The sequence below is a fragment of the Virgisporangium aliadipatigenens genome (genome assembly GCF_016863615.1).
Lineage (GTDB): Bacteria > Actinomycetota > Actinomycetes > Mycobacteriales > Micromonosporaceae > Virgisporangium > Virgisporangium aliadipatigenens.
Genome location: NZ_BOPF01000048.1, coordinates 1 through 17,285 on the forward strand (window position 1 = coordinate 1; position 17,285 = coordinate 17,285).

10 protein-coding genes are annotated in these 17,285 nt (G+C 71.1%); 7 read left to right on the forward strand and 3 right to left on the reverse strand.

The features are described from left to right. Positions 1-90: 90 nt before the first annotated feature. The 7 genes from Val02_RS41335 to Val02_RS41365 all read left to right on the forward strand — a co-directional run bounded on the left by Val02_RS41335 (position 91) and on the right by Val02_RS41365 (position 11,397). Positions 91-1,020: an SMP-30/gluconolactonase/LRE family protein gene (locus Val02_RS41335; protein ID WP_203904812.1), complete on the forward strand. Its 930-nt coding sequence runs from the start codon at positions 91-93 to the stop codon at positions 1,018-1,020. A gap of 172 nt (positions 1,021-1,192) precedes the next feature. After that, positions 1,193-3,496: an Hsp70 family protein gene (locus Val02_RS41340; RefSeq protein WP_203904813.1), complete on the forward strand. Its 2,304-nt coding sequence runs from the start codon at positions 1,193-1,195 to the stop codon at positions 3,494-3,496. Between the two features lie 95 nt (positions 3,497-3,591). Continuing rightward, on the forward strand, positions 3,592-4,359 hold the full coding sequence (locus tag Val02_RS41345; protein ID WP_203904814.1) for an IclR family transcriptional regulator: 768 nt from the start codon (positions 3,592-3,594) through the stop codon (positions 4,357-4,359). A 381-nt stretch (positions 4,360-4,740) separates the two neighbouring features. After that, entirely contained in the window at positions 4,741-6,174 is a 1,434-nt protein-coding gene (locus Val02_RS41350) for an extracellular solute-binding protein (protein ID WP_203904815.1), read from the forward strand. Then, entirely contained in the window at positions 6,171-8,189 is a 2,019-nt protein-coding gene (locus tag Val02_RS41355) for an ABC transporter permease (protein WP_203904816.1), read from the forward strand. Before Val02_RS41350 ends, Val02_RS41355 begins: the two co-directional genes overlap by 4 nt. 2 nt (positions 8,190-8,191) lie before the next feature. Continuing rightward, positions 8,192-9,433: an endo-1,4-beta-xylanase gene (locus tag Val02_RS41360; RefSeq protein WP_203904817.1), complete on the forward strand. Its 1,242-nt coding sequence runs from the start codon at positions 8,192-8,194 to the stop codon at positions 9,431-9,433. Further along, the gene (locus Val02_RS41365) at positions 9,430-11,397 is read left to right on the forward strand and encodes a right-handed parallel beta-helix repeat-containing protein (protein ID WP_239153727.1); all 1,968 of its coding nucleotides are present in this window, start codon (positions 9,430-9,432) and stop codon (positions 11,395-11,397) included. The genes Val02_RS41360 and Val02_RS41365 overlap by 4 nt, the downstream gene beginning before the upstream one ends. An 11-nt stretch (positions 11,398-11,408) precedes the next feature. Here the strand turns inward: Val02_RS41365 and Val02_RS41370 are convergent, their stop codons facing one another. From Val02_RS41370 to Val02_RS41380, 3 genes are all read right to left on the reverse strand, one after another. After that, on the reverse strand, positions 11,409-13,436 hold the full coding sequence (locus Val02_RS41370) for a PQQ-dependent sugar dehydrogenase (RefSeq protein WP_203904818.1): 2,028 nt from the start codon (positions 13,434-13,436) through the stop codon (positions 11,409-11,411). Between the two features lie 26 nt (positions 13,437-13,462). Then, positions 13,463-14,524, reverse strand: a complete 1,062-nt coding sequence (locus Val02_RS41375; protein WP_203904819.1) for an SMP-30/gluconolactonase/LRE family protein — start codon at positions 14,522-14,524, stop codon at positions 13,463-13,465. Between the two features lie 180 nt (positions 14,525-14,704). Beyond that, positions 14,705-17,077: a ricin-type beta-trefoil lectin domain protein gene (locus tag Val02_RS41380; protein WP_203904820.1), complete on the reverse strand. Its 2,373-nt coding sequence runs from the start codon at positions 17,075-17,077 to the stop codon at positions 14,705-14,707. Between the last annotated feature and the right edge of the window lie 208 nt (positions 17,078-17,285).

A 17,285-nucleotide genomic window follows, 5' to 3' on the forward strand; every position in this document is an offset into this window, starting at 1 on the left:
GGTCCGTCCACGGGTGGATGCGGCGTGCGCATAGTGCGCATCCGCGATCCGCGTTGGCCGGGTTCGTCACCCGTCGGCACGCTCGTCCACATGATCCAGTCAGTCAGAAAAGCAGGCGTGGTCGTCGCCGCGACGGCTGCCGCCCTCGCGGCCCTGTCCCTGTCTCCGGCAGAGGCCGCCGACGCCGGCCGCGGGCCGGCCGTCACGCACATCGACCTGCCCGACGGGTTCCCACCCGAGTCCATCGCCGTCGAGAACGGCACGGCCTACCTCGGTTCCCGCGCCGACGGCGACATCTACGCCCTCGACCTGAGGTCCGGCCGGGGCAAGGTGATCAGCCAGGGTCCGGGAACGCAGTCCCTCGGGCTGGCCATCGACAGCCGGCGGCGCCAGTTGTGGGTCGCGGGCGGCGTGTCCGGCGACGCACGCGTGCTCGACCTGCGAACCGGCGCGATCCTCGCCGAATACCAACTGGTGCCCGCGGGGTCGCCGGCGTTCATCAACGACGTGCTGCTGACCCCGCGGGGCGCGGTGTTCACCGACTCGGTCCACGACACCCTGTACCGGGTCCGGGACGGCCGGGTCGAACGCGTTCCGCTGACCGGGGAGTGGGTGGAGACGCCGCAGTACAACGCCAACGGCATCACCACCACACCCGACGGCCGGGCGATGCTGATCGTCAACTCCACCACCGGCGAGCTGTTCCGCGTCGAGGAGGACGGCCGGGCGACGCGGGCCGATCTCGGCGGGCAGATCTTCACCCATCCCGACGGCGTGCTCCGCGAGGGCCGCACGCTGTACGTCGTGCAGAACGCGATCGACGCGATCGCCGTCGTCGAGCTCGACCGTTCCGGCACGGCCGGCCGGCTCGTCGAGACGCTGCGGACGGACGACTTCGACGTGCCGACCGCGGTCGCCCGATTCGGGGACCGGCTGTACGTGCCCAACGCCCGGTTCGGTGTGGAGGAGCAGCCGGACACCGAGTACTGGCTGACCGCGCTCAAGGTCGACCGCCACTGACCCGAACCGCGCATCGGGGGCACGCCTCACCACGAGACGTGCCCCTTCGCGTCGCGCACGTGGAGCGGAGTACTGGGTGGAGGACCAGTGTTTCGGGAGACCGGCGGTGGAATGTGCCGGTTGCACGGAGAAAGCAGCGGGGTCGCTTTCGGCGAATTTGTACTGTGGCCGGATGCGTGGCGCTGCCTATCAACTGGGGATCGACCTGGGATCGTCGACGACGGTCGCCGTTGTCCGGGGCGCCGACGGGCTGGTGCGGCCCCTGCTGTTCGACGGGTCGCCGCTGCTGTCCTCCGGCGTGTTCGCCGGCCCGGACGGCATCCTCACCGGCGCCGACGCCGAACGGGCGGCCGTCGCGCAACCGGCCGGCCTGGAGGCCAATCCGAAGCGCTGCGTCGACGACGAGAACGTCTGGCTCGGGGATCGCGCGTACCCGGTCGCGGACCTGCTCGGCGCGATTCTCGCCCGGGTGCTGGCCGAGGCGCGGCGGGTCACCGGCGGCGAGCCGGAACACGTCGTGCTGACGCACCCGGCCGGTTGGGGAGCGACGCGGCTGGCCGTGCTGAGCGAAGCGGCGCGACGGGGCGGGCTGGGGGCGTTCGGTCTGGTGCCGGAGCCGGTCGCCGCGGCCTACCACTTCGCCTTCACGCAACGGCGGCGGATCGAACCGGGGCAGACGCTGCTCGTCTACGACCTCGGCGCGGGGACGTTCGATGTCAGCGCGGTGCGCGCGACGGCGGACGGGTTCGAGATCGTGGGCTCGGCCGGACTGGTCGACGTCGGCGGGCTCGACCTCGACGCGGCGGTCGTGGCGTACGCGCGCGCGGCCACCGCGGGGGCCGTTCACGAGTGGCAGCGCCTCGACGCGCCGGCGAACGCGGCCGACCGGCAGGCCCGGTACGTGTTGTGGCGGGGCGCCCGGGCCGTCAAGGAACAGCTGTCCCGCCATCCGACCGCCGACCTGCAGGTGCCGCTGGTCGACACCGGCGTCCGCGTCGTGCGCGACGAACTGGAGGCGATGGCGACGCCGTTCCTGGATCGCACCGTCGAGTGCGTGCGGGGGCTGCTGCGCGAGAGCCGGCTGACCGGAGCCGACCTCAGCGCGATCTTCCTGGTCGGCGGCTCCACGCGGGTGCCGTTGATCGCCACGATGCTGCACCGGGCGTTCGGGGTGGCGCCGACCGTGCTGGACCAGCCGGAACTGGTCGTCGCGGAGGGCAGCCTGCACGGGCTCGCCGCGGTGCGGCCGGACGCGGCGGCGGGCACAGCAGAGGCCGCGGCGGCACCGGGAACGGCGGCACCGAGCGCCGTCGCGCCGGGGGTGACGGCCGCGTGGCCGGCGTACGGGCCGGATCTCGCGGGGCAGGTCCCGGTTCCGGCGCCGACCCCGGCTCGGCGGCCGAGAGGGCGCCTGCTCGTGGCCGGCGGCGTCGCGGCGCTGCTGCTCGCCTCCGCCGGCGCTGTCACGGCCTACAACGCCGCCGCGTCCCGCGGGGAGAAGAGCGGCCGGAAGACGTCGTCCACCGGACCGGCCTCGGCGCCGAGATCGCCCGGGCCGGCCGGGCCCGGTGTGTCGGGTGCGCCCCAGGCAGCGGGGGACCCGAAGGGGCAGGCGCTCGGCGGGCACACCGACATCGTGTCGGCCGTCGCGTTCAGCCCGGACAGCGCGGCGCTCGCCACCGCCAGCAACGACCGCACGGTGCTGCTGTGGAGCGTCGCTTCGCCCGACCGCCCGCGGTTCACCCTCGGCGGCCACAACGACTCGGTGCTCAGCCTCGCGTACAACCCGAAGGCGGAGAGCCTCGCCACGGGCAGCGGCGACGGCACCGCACGCATCTGGACGCTGCACAACAACCAGACCCTGCGCACGCTGAGCGGACAGTCGATCGCGGTGTGGAGCGTGGCGTTCAGCCCGGACGGGAAGACGCTGGCCACCGGCGGTGACAACGGGTCGATCCGGCTGTGGGACGCCGGCACCGGGGCGTTCCAGCGCGACCTCACCGGCCACACGCAGTCGGCGCACGGCCTGGCGTTCAGCCCGGACGGCAAGACCCTCGCCAGCACCGCGCACGACAACACCCTGCGCCTGTGGAACGTGGCGACCGGGGCGCAGAAGTCCGTCTACGAGGACTCGGCGTCCAGCGGCGTGGCGTTCAGCCCGGACGGGAAGTATCTCGCCGCGGTCACCGGCGACGAGGGGCTGCGGGTGCGGGACGCCGCGAGCGGCGCGGAGGTGCGGGTGATCCGGGCCGACTTCGGTGCCGCGGTCGACGCGGTGGCGTTCAGCGCCGACGGCAAGCGGATGGCCGTCGCTACGGACAAGGGGACGATCGCCCTGTACACCGTGGCGGACTGGCGCGCGGTGGGCTCGTTGACCGGACCCACCCAGTCCATCCGGTCGGTGGCGTTCAGCCCGGACGGGAAGTTCCTCGCGGCCGGGTGCGTCGACCGGAACGCGTGGCTGTGGCGGCTGTAGCCCCTACTTCTCCGGCGGGGCGTGGGGCTATCCTGCCGAGCGGCCGCCGTGTCGAAATCCCGGACGCGGTTCGGTATTTCGAAGGGACTGGATCCATGCCCCGTGTGGTGCCGGCGGTCATCCGCTCACTCGACATCCTCGAACTGTTCCTGGACAACGCCCGGCTGTCGGCCCGGGAGATCGCCGAACGGCTCGGCCTGCCCCGCACCACCGTGCACGAACTGCTCGTCACGCTCGTCGCCCGTTCCTACCTGATCTCCGTGCCGGGTCAGCCGGTGCAGTTCCGGCTGGGCATGTCGGTACTGCGGCTCGGTGCGGCGTTCGCCGGGCAGCTGGACCTGGTCCGCGAGGCGCAGGACGTGGCGCAGGACGTCGCCGCCGCCTGTGACGAGGCGGTGCACGTGGCCGTGCTCGACGGCACCGACGTGATGTACGTGGTGAAGGTCGACAGCACCCACCCGGTCCGGATGGTGTCGGCGGTCGGCCGGCGGCTGCCCGCGCACTGCACGGCGGTCGGCAAGATGCTGCTGTCCAGCCTCGAGCCGTTCGACCTCGACGCGCTCGTCCCGGACCGCGAGCTGGTGGGCATGACGCCGGCGAGCGTCACCGACCCGGTGCGGCTGCGCGCGGAACTCGAGCGGGTCCGCGTCGCCGGCGTGGCGTTCGACGACGGCGAGTCCGACAGTGCGGTGCGCTGTGTCGCCGCGCCGGTGCGTGAGCACTCCGGCCGGACCGTCGCCGCGATGAGCGTCTCGGCGCCGATCATCCGCTGGACGCCGGACACGCACGACGAGTGGACCCGGCTGGTCAAACAGGGGGCGGCCGCGCTCTCGTCCCGACTGGGGTTTCTCCCACCAGCCTGACCTCCGGCGCCGCCGGCGGGGCGCTGTTCATTGACACCTCCAGCGCCGTCCTCTAGCGTCGCGACCACTCGAATCGATATCTCGAACTCTGTTCGAAATTTCGAACCACGGGGAGGTGGCGCGAAGAACGGTCGACGCCGTGCCTTTTGCACGTGCGTCATTGCTTCATGTTCTTTTCGCTATTCCGTTCGGCACGCAGAAAATAGCCTATTGACCCGCTCCATTCTTTCGTCGTAGCGTGCGGCACGCGCGTAATCCATCGGGAGAATCACTCGGAAGTTTCGGAACATTGCGAGTGATGAATTGGCGCACGCCCCTCGCGCACCGCCTCCCGAGCCCCTCGTGCGTGCTGTGCTGAGGCGACGAAGGAGGCAACGTTCCATGGAAGCAAAGCCGGTGTGGACACGGCGTGGCGTGCTCGGGATGGGCGCGGGGGTACTCGGCGCGGCGGGTCTCGCCGCGTGCGGCGACGGCGGCTCGGGGTCGAAGCCCCCGGTCGCCGCGGAGGTCCCGAAAGAACTCGTCGACGCCGCGGCGTCGATGAAGGGCTCCTCGATGGGAGTGCTGTCCCAGAAGCTGTATTCGGTGGCGGCGAACGAGGCGCTCGACGTTTCCATCAAGAAATTCGCCGACGCCACCGGCACCAAGATCGAGAACAGTCTGGTCCAGGCCGACGCGGGTGACGTGGTGGCCAAGATCCACGCCGAGGTCCAGGGCGGCGTCGCGCGCGACCTCGCGTTCATGACCGACAACCGCTTCGTCGCGCAGTTCCAGGCGCTGGGCGACCTGGAGGACGTGACCGACGTCGTCAAGGCGCTGACGGCCAAGTACGGCGAGCCCAGCAGCGAGGCCAAGAACTTCTGCGTCTTCGACGGCAAGTGGGTGGCCATCCCGTATCACTTCATCGGCATCGGGTCGTTCCTGCGCAAGGACTGGATGCAGGAGAAGGGCATCACCCCCAAGGAGAACTACACCTGGGAGGAACTGCGCGACCTCTGCCTGGCGATCTCCAACCCGGACAAGCGCCGGTTCGGCTGGGGCATGACCGTCAACCGCTCCGGTGACGCCAACGGCATGATCGAGGCGCTGATCAACGCCTACGGCGGGGCGATCGCCTCCAACGACGGCCGCAAGGTCACCTTCGACTCGCCAGAGACGGTGCAGGCGGTGACCTTCCTCGGCGACATCTACACCAACAACAAGTACAAGCCGATGCTGCCGCCCGGTGTGCAGAGCTGGACCGACTCCAGCAACAACGAGAACTGGCTCGCCGGCATCCTGGGCTACACCCGCAACCAGTTCAGCGTCTACGCGGACTCCAAGACGAAGAAGAACCCCGTCTACGAGAACACCCACGTCTTCTCCGACTGCACCGGGCCGGCGACCGACAAGCCGCTGATGTTCGGCCAGTCCCAGGCGTTCGTGGTCTTCAAGGGCGCCAAGAACGCCCCGCTCGCCAAGCTCCTCGCGCAGTACCTGATCACCGCGCCGGCGCTGCTCGGCGTGGCGAAGGAGGCGCCCGGCCTGGCACTGCCCGCCTGGGAGAAGGTCTGGGACGCCGACCCGTACTTCACCAGCGGCGACCCCGGCTTCCCGATCATGCGCAAGATCACCCAGCAGCCGCTGCCGCTGACCACGAAGAACGGCCTCAGCTTCCCGCAGAAGGCCAGCGCGGGCCAGCAGGCCGCCGTCGCCGCCTACGTGCTCACCGACATGATGCAGGAGGTCGTGCAGGGCAAGGCGCCCGCGCAGGCGGTGAAGTCCGCGCACGCCAAGATGGTGCAGATCTTCAACCAGCAGGGTCTGCCGCAGTGACGACGCTCCGGCCGGCGCCGGCCCCGGCGAAGCGGGCATCCGCACCGCCGGGGTCCGGCTCGCTCACCCCCACCCAGCGCCGGCTGGGTCGCGACTGGCGGCTCGCGACGCTGTTCCTGGCGCCCATGGCCGTTCTGGTCGGCGGGCTCGTGCTGCTGCCGATCGCCCGCTCCGCCATCACCAGCACGACCGAACGCCACGGGTCGGAGAGCGTCTTCGTCGGCCTGGACAACTACGCCGCCCTCGTCGACGACGAGATGTTCCGCACCGGCGTGCTGAACTCCTTCGTCTTCACCGCCTACGCCGAGGTGTTCAAGGTGGTGCTGGGGCTTTCCGCGGCGCTGCTGCTGCACCATCGCAAGCGCGGGCGGGCCGTGCTGGCCGGGCTGCTGCTCCTGCCGTGGGTGGTGCCGACGGTGGTGACGGCGTTCAGCTGGCGTTCGCTGCTGGACCCCATCTTCGGCAGCGTCAACATCCTGCTCACCGACTCGGGGATCGGGCCGCTGCTGGCCCAGCTCCACCTCGTCGACAGCTGGCCGGCGGGCTGGCTGTCCGACCCGAACCTGGCCATGCCGTCGGTGATCATGGTGAACGTGTGGAAGGGCATCCCGTTCTTCACCGTCACGTTCCTCGCCGGGTTGAAGGCCATCCCCGCGGACCTGTACGAGGCGGCCACCATCGACGGCGCCTCGGCGTGGCAACGGTTCCGCCACGTGACGCTGCCCGGGCTGCGCCACGTCATCACCGTCACGGTGACGCTCTCCTCGATCTGGACGTTCAACAACTTCGACCTCATCTGGCTGCTGACGCAGGGCGGCCCGGGCGACGCGACCGCGCCGTACGTGCTCGTCGCCTACTCCAAGGCGATCCTGCAGCTCCAGTACGGCGCCGGGGCCGCGGTCACGCTCGTCATGCTGCCGATCATCGGCGCGCTGGTCTTCGTCCTGGTCCGGTTGATGCGACCGGACACCGGCGCCCCGGCACCGCGCAAGGCCCGCACGGAGGAACGGTTCGCGACGATGCGCAAGGCGCTGCCGTGGGCCGTCACCCTGCTGGTCACCGGCCTGCTCGCGGTGGCGTCGCCGCAGATCTTCTGGAAGGCGCTGGTGGTCCTCGCGGTGATCCTGCTGATCGCGGCGGCGGTCGGCAAGGTGGTGTCGACGCTGCAGACCCGGGGACGCCGCCGCGCGTCGTCGGTCGCCTCGCGGCTCGGCTCCGGGGTCGCCATCGCCGGGCTGCTCTTCTTCGTGCTGAGCCCGCTGTACTGGATCCTCGTCACGGCGTTCAAGTCCGAGGACCAGATCGTCATGCGCAACAGCGACCTGTGGCCGACGCCGTGGACGACGCAGCAGTTCACCGACCTGTTCACCCTGCAGCCGTTCGGCCGCTGGTACCTGAACACCATCCTGGTCTCGCTCGCGTCCACCCTGGTGGCGCTGGTCTGCGCGGCGCTCGCGGGGTACGCGCTGGCCCGGCTGCGGTTCCGCGGGGCACAGAGCTTCACCGTCACGGTCCTGCTCACCTACGTCATGCCGGGCGCGTTGCTGTTCATCCCGCTGTACCAGCTGCTGATCGGGTTGCGGCTCACCGACTCGCTGTGGTCGCTGATGCTCACCTATCCGACGTTCACGCTGCCGTTCGCCACCTGGTTGCTGACCGGGTACTTCGCCTCGATCCCGGTCGAGCTGGAGGAGGCGGCGCTGGTCGACGGCTGCACCCGGCTGCAGGCGTTCGGGCGGGTGGTGCTGCCGCTGGCCAAGCCGGGGTTGCTGGCGGTCGCGCTCTTCACCCTCACCAACGCCTGGAACGAGTTCCTCTTCGCCTTCGTCTTCATCACCAAGGACGAATACAAGACGCTTCCGGTCGGGATGCAGGCGATGATCACCGGAGACGTGACGCCGCAGGGGCAGCTCGCCGCGGCGTCGCTGCTGGTGAGCATCCCCGTGGTGATCATGTACGCCTTCGGGCAGCGCTTCCTGACGGAAGGGCTCACCGCGGGCGCGGTGAAGGGTTGAGGGTGGCGGACAGGATCTGGGAGCACCGCACGGCCGAGGTCACCCTCACGGTCGTGGCCGACGGGGCTCCCCTGGTCGAACGGGAGGTCGTGCTCGCGCAACGCGATCACAAGTTCCTGTTCGGCTGCATCGGTTTCGAGTTCGTGCCGCTGGCCAACGACGAGCCGGCGGCCGGGCCCGAACTCGCGCGGCTGGCGGAGCGATGGCTCGACGTGTTCAACTTCGCCACGCTGCCGTTCTACTGGGGCCAGTTCGAACCGGAGCGCGGAAAGCCGGACACCGAGCGGCTGCGCCGCGCCGCGCGCTGGTTCGTCGAACGCGGCGTGCCGGTGAAGGGCCACCCGCTCGCCTGGCACACCGTCACCGCGGACTGGCTGCTCGACCTGTCCAACGCGGAGATCGCGCGGGCGCAGGTCGACCGGATCCGGCGGGAGGTGGCCGACTTCCAGGGCCTGATCGACACCTGGGACGTCATCAACGAGGTCGTCATCATGCCGGTGTTCGACCGGTACGACAACGGCATCACCCGCGTCTGCCGCGAACAGGGCCGCATCCCCACGGTCCGCATGGTGTTCGACGCCGCCCGCGACGCCAACCCGAAGGCGACCCTGCTGCTCAACGACTTCGACCTGTCGACGGCGTACGAGTGCCTGATCGAAGGGGTGCTGGAGGCCGGGATCCGGATCGACGCGCTCGGCCTGCAGAGCCACATGCACCAGGGCTACTGGGGAGAAGAGCGGACGCTGGCGATCCTCGACCGGTTCGCCCGCTACGGCCTGCCGATCCACTTCACCGAGACCACGCTCGTCTCGGGCGACCTGATGCCGGCGCACATCGAGGATCTCAACGACTACCAGGTCCCGGACTGGCCGACGACACCCGAGGGTGAGGCCCGCCAGGCCGACGAGATCGTGCGCCACTACCGGACGCTGATGTCGCACCCGTCGGTCCGGGCGCTGACGTACTGGGGCATCGCCGACGGCGGCTGGCTCGGTGCCCCGAGCGGGCTGGTGCGGCGCGACGGTTCGCCGAAGCCCTCGTACGACGCGCTGCGTTCCCTGGTGAAGGAGGAGTGGTGGGTGGCGCCCACCACGCTGCGCACCGACGCCGAGGGCCGGGTGCGGTTCAGCGGGTTCCTCGGCGAGTACGGGATCACCGCCGGCGGCCGGGCGGCGACGTTCCGGCTGGAGGAGCCGGGCCCGATGAGTGCATCCATCAGCGTGGGAGAAAGGCGTGATCGGTGACCTTCGTGTTCCATGTGGCGACGGACGGCTCGGACACCGCTGACGGTTCGGCGGAACGGCCGTTGCGCACCATCAACCGGGCCGCCGCCCTGGCGCGCGCCGGCGACACCGTCGTCGTGCACGCCGGGGAGTACCGCGAACGGGTCGTTCCGCGCCACGGCGGCCTGAGCCCCACCCGCCGCATCACCTACGAGGCGGCCGCGGGCGAACACGTCGTCATCAAGGGCTCCGAACGCGTCACCTCCTGGGAACCCGACGGCGGCACGGTCTGGCGGGCGGCGGTGCCGAACACCCTCTTCGGCGACTTCAACCCGTACGCCGAGGAGGTCGCCGGCGACTGGATCGTCTACCGCGACGGCGCACCGCCCAAGCATCTCGGCGAGGTCTACCTCAACGGCGTGAGCTTCTACGAGGTCGCCTCCCGCGCGGAGGTGAACGACCCGCCGCGGCGCACCGAGGCGTTCGACAACTGGACCGGCACCACGGTCCCGATCCGCGACCCCGACCGGACCCGGCTCGTCTGGTACGCCGAGGTCGGCACGGACACGACCACGATCTGGGCCAACTTCCAGGGCGCCGACCCGAACGTCGAACCGGTCGAGATCAACGTGCGCCGCTCCGTCTTCTACCCGGAGGCGCACCACCTCGACTACATCACCGTGCGCGGCTTCGAACTCGCGCACGCCGCCACGCCGTGGGCGCCGCCGACCGCCGACCAGCCCGGCCTGATCGGCCCGAACTGGGCCAAGGGCTGGATCATCGAGGACAACGTCATCCACGACGCGAAGTGCTCGGCGATCTCGATCGGCAAGGAGGGTTCCACCGGCCACAACTACTCCACCGAACGCGGCGACAAGCCCGGCTACCAGTACCAGCTGGAGTCGGTCTTCACCGCCCTGCAGCACGGCTGGGACCGGGAGACCATCGGCTCGCACGTCATCCGCCGCAACACCGTCTTCGACTGCGGCCAGAACGCCGTCGTCGGCCACCTCGGCTGCGTCTTCTCCACCATCGAGGACAACCACATCTACGACATCGCCGTCAAACGCGAGTTCTACGGGTACGAGATCGCCGGGATCAAGCTGCACGCCGCGATCGACGTCACGATCCGCGGCAACTACGTGCACGACTGCTCGCTGGGCGTGTGGCTGGACTGGCAGACGCAGGGCTCGCGGATCTCCCGCAACGTGCTGCACAGCAACAGCCGGGACCTCTTCGTCGAGGTGAGCCACGGGCCGTACCTGGTCGAGCACAACGTCTTCGGGTCGGCCGCGGCGGTGGAGCTGTACAGCCAGGGCGGCGCGTTCGCGCACAACCTCGTGCTCGGCACGGTGCGCCTGGAACCGGTGCTGGACCGCGCCACCCCGTACCACCGCCCGCACAGCACGCAGGTCGCCGGCTACGCGGTCGTCATGGGCGGCGACGACCGCTGGATCGGCAACGTGTTCGCGGCCGTCGACCCCTCCGCCGCCTACGGCCCGAACGCCGAGGGCGTGGGGCCGCCGACGTTCGGCACGTCCGGCTACGACGGCCATCCCGCGTCGTTCGACGAGTACCTCGAACGCCTCGCCGCGCAGCCGCCCGGCGATCACCGCCGCTTCGCGGCCGTCGCGCAGCCGGTCTACGTCAGCGGCAACGTGTACCTGCCGGGCGCCGCGGCGTTCGCGGGCGAGCACGGCGCCACCGTCCTGCCGTCGGGCACGCTGTCGATCGTCGCCGAGGACGGGGGCTGTTTCCTGCTGAGTGAGCTGCCGGAGGAGTTCGACAAGGCGCGGCTCGCCCCGGTCGGCGGCCGGGACCTCGCCCGGGTGCGCCTCGTGGACGCGGACTTCGAGGAGCCGGACGGCACCCCGGCCGTGCTGGACGTCGACCTCGCCGGTGCGCGCCGGGAGGCCGGGCAGCCGGCCGCGGCGGGACCGTTGGCGGGGCTGGGCTCCGGCCGCGCGCGCACCCGCCTCCGGTAGCCGGCGGCCGGTCAGCCGCCCAGCGTGACCTTGAGGATCCGTTCGTTGCTGTTGTCGGGGATGCTGTCCTTGTCGCCGCCGGTGCTGGTGGTCAGCCACAGCCCGCCGTCGTCGGCCGGCTCGACCGTGCGCAACCGGCCGTAGGTGCCGACGAAGTACTGTTCGGCGGCGGCCAGGGTGTCGCCGGTGATCGCCGCCCGGTACATCCGGGTGCCGCGCAGGCAGGCGATGTAGAGCACGTCGCGGACGACGGCGATGCCGCTGCACGACGCCGCCGCGACCGGGTAGGTGCGCACGGGCGCGACCAGTCCGGCACCGCCGCACTCGCCCGAGGTGCCCTCGCAGGCCGGCCAGCCGTAGTTGCCGCCCTTGACGATGAGGTTCGTCTCGTCCATGACGTTGTTGCCGAACTCCTGCTCCCACAGCCGGCCCCGCGAGTCGAACGCCAGCCCTTGCGGGTTGCGGTGCCCGTAGCTCCACACGTAGCTGCCCCGGAACGGGTTGTCGCCCGGCACGCCACCGTCCGGGCGCAGGCGCAGCACCTTGCCGCCGAGGCTGGACAGATCCTGCGCCACGTCGGGATCCTGGCCGTCACCGGCCGCCGCGTAGAGCATGCCGTCGGGACCGAACCGCAGCCGCCCGCCGTTGTGGTACTTGTTGCGCGGAATGCCGGTGAGCAGGACCTGCACCGTGTCGGTGCGCAGCGTCCCGTCGTAGCGGATCCGCACGATCCGGTTGTCGGACGCGGTGGTGTGGTAGATGTACAGCCACCGGTCGGCGGTGAAGTCGGCGGAGACCGCCAGCCCGAGCACACCGCCCTCGCCGTCCGTGCCCTGCACATCGGGCACCGTGCCGATGCTGTGCTTGCCGCTGCCGTCGGGGCTCATCGCGACGATGTCGAAGCGGTCCCGCCGGCCGTAGAGGACGGTGCCGTCGGGCAGTTGCACCAGACCCCACGGCAGGTCCGACTCGGTGGTCACGACCGTGGCGGCGCACACCGGCGTGGCGCAGGCGGTGCCGGTCGACGCCGATGCCGGTGCGCTCTCCGCGGACCGGTTGCCCTGGGCATCGCGGGCCACGACGGTGTACCGGTAGGTGGTGTTCGGACGCAGCCCGCTGTCGGTGTAGGTGGTGGCGGGCGGGTTCGCGGCGGAGCCGCCGACGGTGGCGACCGTGGCGCCGTCGCGGAGGATCAGGTAGGCGGTGACGGCCACGTTGTCGGCCGCGGCGTTCCAGTGCAGCGTCACGGTGGTGCCGGTCGCGGCCGCGGTGAGTCCGGTCGGCGTCGCCGGCGCCTCGTCGTCGGGTGCGCAGAACGGCGGCGTGACGGTCACGGTCGGCCCGGCCTGCGAGACGTTGCCCGCGGCGTCCCGGGCGTTGACGTAGAAGCCCCAGGTGGCTCCGCCGACCACGGGCACCGACACGGAACGGGTGTCGCCCGGTACGGCGGTGACGAACTGGCCGTCGTGATAGATGTCGTAGCCGGTGACGCCGACGTCGTCGGTTGCCGCCGACCAGGTGAGCGTCACCGAGTCACACGCCAGGTCGTCGGCGCGCAGTTCGCCCGGCGCGGACGGCGGTGTGGTGTCCACCGGTGCGCTCCACCGCTGCCCCCGCTGATCGCGGCAGGTGCGCAGCGCCACCGTCGCGCCGTTGCCGCCCGAGCCGCCGTCCAGGCACAGCCCCGAGGACTGGGCGGTGATCCGCCCGTCGGCACCCACCCGGAAGCGCTGTGCCGCCGACGCGTCGCAGGCGAGGACCCGGGCCGACGACGAACCGGGGGCCGGGGTGGTGAGGCAGCGGGCGCCGTCGGCGGTGCGCACCTCGCCGGCGGCGCTCACGCTCCAGCGCTGCGCCGCCGCACCGGTGCAGTCGTACAGGCGGGCGGTGCCGCCGCGGGCGTCCAGACAGCGGTTGGTGGCGGCGTTGACGATCGCGCCGGTGGGCGCGGCCGTGGCCGGCGATTCGACGGTCACGAGTCCGGTGCCGCCGAGGCCGATCAGGGCCAGGACCAGGGCGCGCCGAGGTAGAGGTCGCATGCGTGCACCTTCGGGTGGTCGGGGGTTCAGTACGGATATCCGGGAACGGCGAGACGCACGGCGTACACGCCGAAGTCGCCCTGCTGGCCGGCGGTGACGTACAGCGTGCGGCGGTCGGCTCCGCCGAAGGCGGCGTTGGTCGCCCGCGCACCGGTGGAGACGGTGCCGAGTGCGGCACCCACGGGGGAGAAGACGTGTACCCGGCCCTCGTTGTGCGAGACCCAGTACACGTTGCCGGCACAGTCGACGGTCACGCCGTCGGGGCCGTTGACGGCGGCGAAGACGGTGCGCGTCCCGGTGCTGCCGTCGGGCCGCACGGGGTAGGCGTAGACGCGGTTCTCGGCGAACGCGCCCACGTACAGCGTGCGTCCGTCGGGCGACAGCGCGATGCCGTTCGGCTGGCGCACGGTGTCGTCGACGAGGGAGACCTGGCCGCCGGCCGACCGGAACACCCCGGTGCGCCCGCCCATCGCGTCGGGGCGGCGGCCGCGCTGGAAGTTCGGGTCGGTGAAGTAGACGACGCCGTCGGCGCGCACGGTGACGTCGTTCGGCGAGTTGAACGCCCGGCCCTGGTAGTCGGCGGCGAGCACGGCGCGGGAACGGTCGGCGACCCGGTACGTGGAGACCGTCCGGTTGTCGTGCGTGGCGGCGACGAGCTGCTGCCCGTCGGGTGTCAACGCCAGGCCGTTGCTGCCGGAGTCGGCGACCCACGTGTCCACGGTTCCGGCGGGATCCATGCGGCGGATCGTCGACGGCTGCACCCCCTGGCTGCCGGTCGCCGGGGCGAGGTCGGACATCAGCAGGTATCCCGGGTCGGCGATCCACACCGGCCCCTCGAGGAACGAGTAGCCGCCGCGCACGCGTGCCGCGGACACGTTCGCCGCGGGCAGCGGCGGGCCGTAGGAGGCGCCGTCCGGGCACACCCCGGGCGGCGCCCCGGCCGGTGGGTCGACGGCGACGTGCGAAGCGGGCACCGGAGCCGCGGCGGAGGCGCCGGCGTCGCCGAGACCGGCGCCGACGAGAAGGCACACGGCGGCCGCGGCGAGCCGTCCCGCCCAGCCGGCCCGATCGGATCCGTCAGGTGTCATGACCGGACCGTAATTCAGGGCAATCGATATGCAACCCGGATGGCGAACGACGTACCGCCCCATCGGGCCCAGAACCGCATCAAGTCCCTGGTCGTGGGGGTCGGGAGGCCGTCGGTGCGCGGACGGCACTCCCGTCGTCATCCTGAAAACGACGTCAGACTCGCGGGACAAGGTCGCCTCTCAACCGCGGATCCACGACTGGTTGGCGCCGCCGTTGCAGGTCCAGATCTGCACCGCGGTGCCGTTCGCCGTGCCGGCGCCGTTGACGTCCAGGCACAGGCCGGAAGCGACCCCGACGATCGTGCCGTCGGCGTTGACCCGCCACTGCTGGCCGGTGCCGCCGGTGCAGCCCAGGATCCGCGCGCGGGTGCCGTTGGCGGTGCCCGGCACGTCCAGGCACTTGTTGCCGTAGACCGTCAGCTGGTTGCCCGACGTGAGGGTCCACCGCTGGTTCGCCCCGCCGTTGCAGTCCCAGATCTGGACGACCGCGCCGTCGGACTGGCTCTGGCCGTTGACGTCGAGGCAGCGGTTGGAACCGGCGCCGCGGATCTCTCCGGTCGGACCCGACGAGCCGCCGAGCGGGGTGACGCTCAGGTTGTCGAACTGCGCGGTGACGCCCTGACCGGTGCCGTAGCCGACCTGGCCGGCGACCCAGGCGGTGTCGGTGGCGCGGCCGACGACGGTGCCGTCGATGCTCGCGGTGAGCGTGCTGCCCTCGACGGCCACGGAAAGGCTGTGCCAGCGACCGGTGCCCAGGGCGGCGACGGTCCCGGAGGCCAGCGTGCGCCACTGGCCGCTGGTGTTGTTGCTCAGGATCGACCAGGCTCCGGCGTCGGTGACCCGGAAGTAGTAGCCGTTGAGATTCTGCGGCCCCTGGTGGTTGTAGGTGTTGGCGCGGGCCAACAGTTGCGCGTAGCCGGATCTCTCGAGCATGACGTCGGAGGAGACGGTGTAGTTGCGCCAGGTGAGGTCGCCCAGCAGCGTGTACGGTTCGGCGCGGCCGGAGGTCCAGTAGATCGGCGCCTGTTCGGACATCTGGCGCACGCACTGCCCGGTGCGGCCGGCGCCGCAGCCGGCGATCTCGAACGAGCCCTGCTGATCCATGAGGTAGGTCGCTTCGCGGCCGGTCGGGTAGCTGTCGAAGGTGTCGCCGTAGGGCAGCTTCAGGGTGCCCTGCGCCGGGCTGGTCGCGGAGCCCTTACCCTGCCCCGTCGTGGTGGTGATGCTGTAGACGCGACCGGGCTGCACGGTGAGGGAGAACCCGCCGCCGGTCGGCGTGATGTCGGCGACCTTCGCCAGGTGGTCGGCGGGGTTGGTGGAGCGCACGTCGGTCGACCAGACGTGCACGGTGCCGGTGGACAGGCCGCCGGTCACGGTGAAATTGAGGGTCTGCGCGCCGCCGGCGTCGATGGTCTCGACGATGGTGCTGTAGTCGCGGTTGTTGGGGGACTTCAGCGAGACGTAGCTGCCGTTGTTGCGGTTGCCCTCCAGGTATCCGCTGGAACTGTCGAGGTAGCGCCAGCCCGGGGCGGTGAACTGCGTGGTCTGCGCCATCACCCACGCGTTGCGCCCGATCGCGTAGTAGCCGGACCAGGGCTGCGGCGCCACCGCCAGACCGGTGGTGGCCCACGGGATGTTGGGCGTGATCGCGGCGATGACGGGCCAGTTGATGTAACCGGTCATCCGGCCGTCGATGTAGCCGCGGTTGATGCCGCGGGCCAGTGCCTGGGCGCCGGCGTTGTAGTCGTCGGAGCCGTTCTCGCTGGCCCACAGCGGCTTTCCGGTCGCCTGGGCGTTGCCCGAGCTCGGGCAGCTGCTCTGTGCGCTGCGGTAGCCGCAGACGTAGTGGCTGCCGAAGACCGACACGGCGTTGCCGAACGCGGGGTCGCGCAGCGCCTCGTCGGCGGCGCCCCAGCCGAAGTCGTCCGAGGCGACGATCTTCACGCCGCTGTAGCCGCGGGAGTCCAGCGCGGAGCGCAGGTTCTTGTACCAGGTGGTGTTGTAGCCCTTCTCGTTCCAGCCGCCCAGGTAGTTGATGGTCAGGCCGTGCGAGGTGGCGCAACCGAGCCAGGAGAGCAGATAGTCGATCGAGTCGGTGGACCAGAAGTTGCCGTTGCCGATCCAGCCCGGGGCGCCCCAGGCGAGGCCGACGAGGGAGATGGCGGGGTTGCGCGCCCTCGCCTGTTCCATCAGCCACCACTCGTAGCCGCGGTCGCAGTTGACGGCGCCGCGGGTGTGTTGGTGGCTCGGCTCGGCGCCCGAGGTCGAGTTGGTGTCCCCACCGATCTCCACCTTCATGATCTGCATCGCGGCGCCGTAGCCGGGCTTGAACAGGTAGTCGAGGATGTCGCTGCGCTGCGGCTCCGGATAGTCGATCAGCAGGCGGCTGTTGCCGCCCCCGCCGCTGACGGCACCGACGCCGTCGAACACCCGCCCGCCCGAGGACCCGTTGACGGTGATCGCGGTCGCCGCCCGGGCGGGGGAGGCGACCGCGACCAGGACGGCGGCGGCGGTCAGGGTCATGGTCACGAGTGCTGTCAGGCGCCTGGACATCGGCGGTGCCCTCCGAAGATCGATCGACTCACTTCGATCGGACCACATCATACGTCTGATGACTTCGCAAGGAACCGGTCCGCAACCGCCCGGACCGGGAGCCGGGAGGTGAAACTTTCACCCCTGGAACGGGCTATCCGCCGATCGATGATGATCGCTTGACGGTCGCATCAGGGCCGCCCTAGCGTGGCCGCTGTTTACGTCATAC

Excerpts from the sequence above, each read along its gene's own strand:
- Val02_RS41380 (WP_203904820.1), bottom strand. The coding sequence starts at position 17,077 with ATGTCCAGGCGCCTGACAGCACTCGTGACCATGACCCTGACCGCCGCC.
- Val02_RS41375 (WP_203904819.1), bottom strand. The coding sequence starts at position 14,524 with ATGACACCTGACGGATCCGATCGGGCCGGCTGGGCGGGACGGCTCGCC.
- Val02_RS41345 (WP_203904814.1), top strand. The coding sequence starts at position 3,592 with ATGCCCCGTGTGGTGCCGGCGGTCATCCGCTCACTCGACATCCTCGAA.
- Val02_RS41340 (WP_203904813.1), top strand. The coding sequence starts at position 1,193 with ATGCGTGGCGCTGCCTATCAACTGGGGATCGACCTGGGATCGTCGACG.
- Val02_RS41335 (WP_203904812.1), top strand. The coding sequence starts at position 91 with ATGATCCAGTCAGTCAGAAAAGCAGGCGTGGTCGTCGCCGCGACGGCT.
- Val02_RS41350 (WP_203904815.1), top strand. The coding sequence starts at position 4,741 with ATGGAAGCAAAGCCGGTGTGGACACGGCGTGGCGTGCTCGGGATGGGC.
- Val02_RS41370 (WP_203904818.1), bottom strand. The coding sequence starts at position 13,436 with ATGCGACCTCTACCTCGGCGCGCCCTGGTCCTGGCCCTGATCGGCCTC.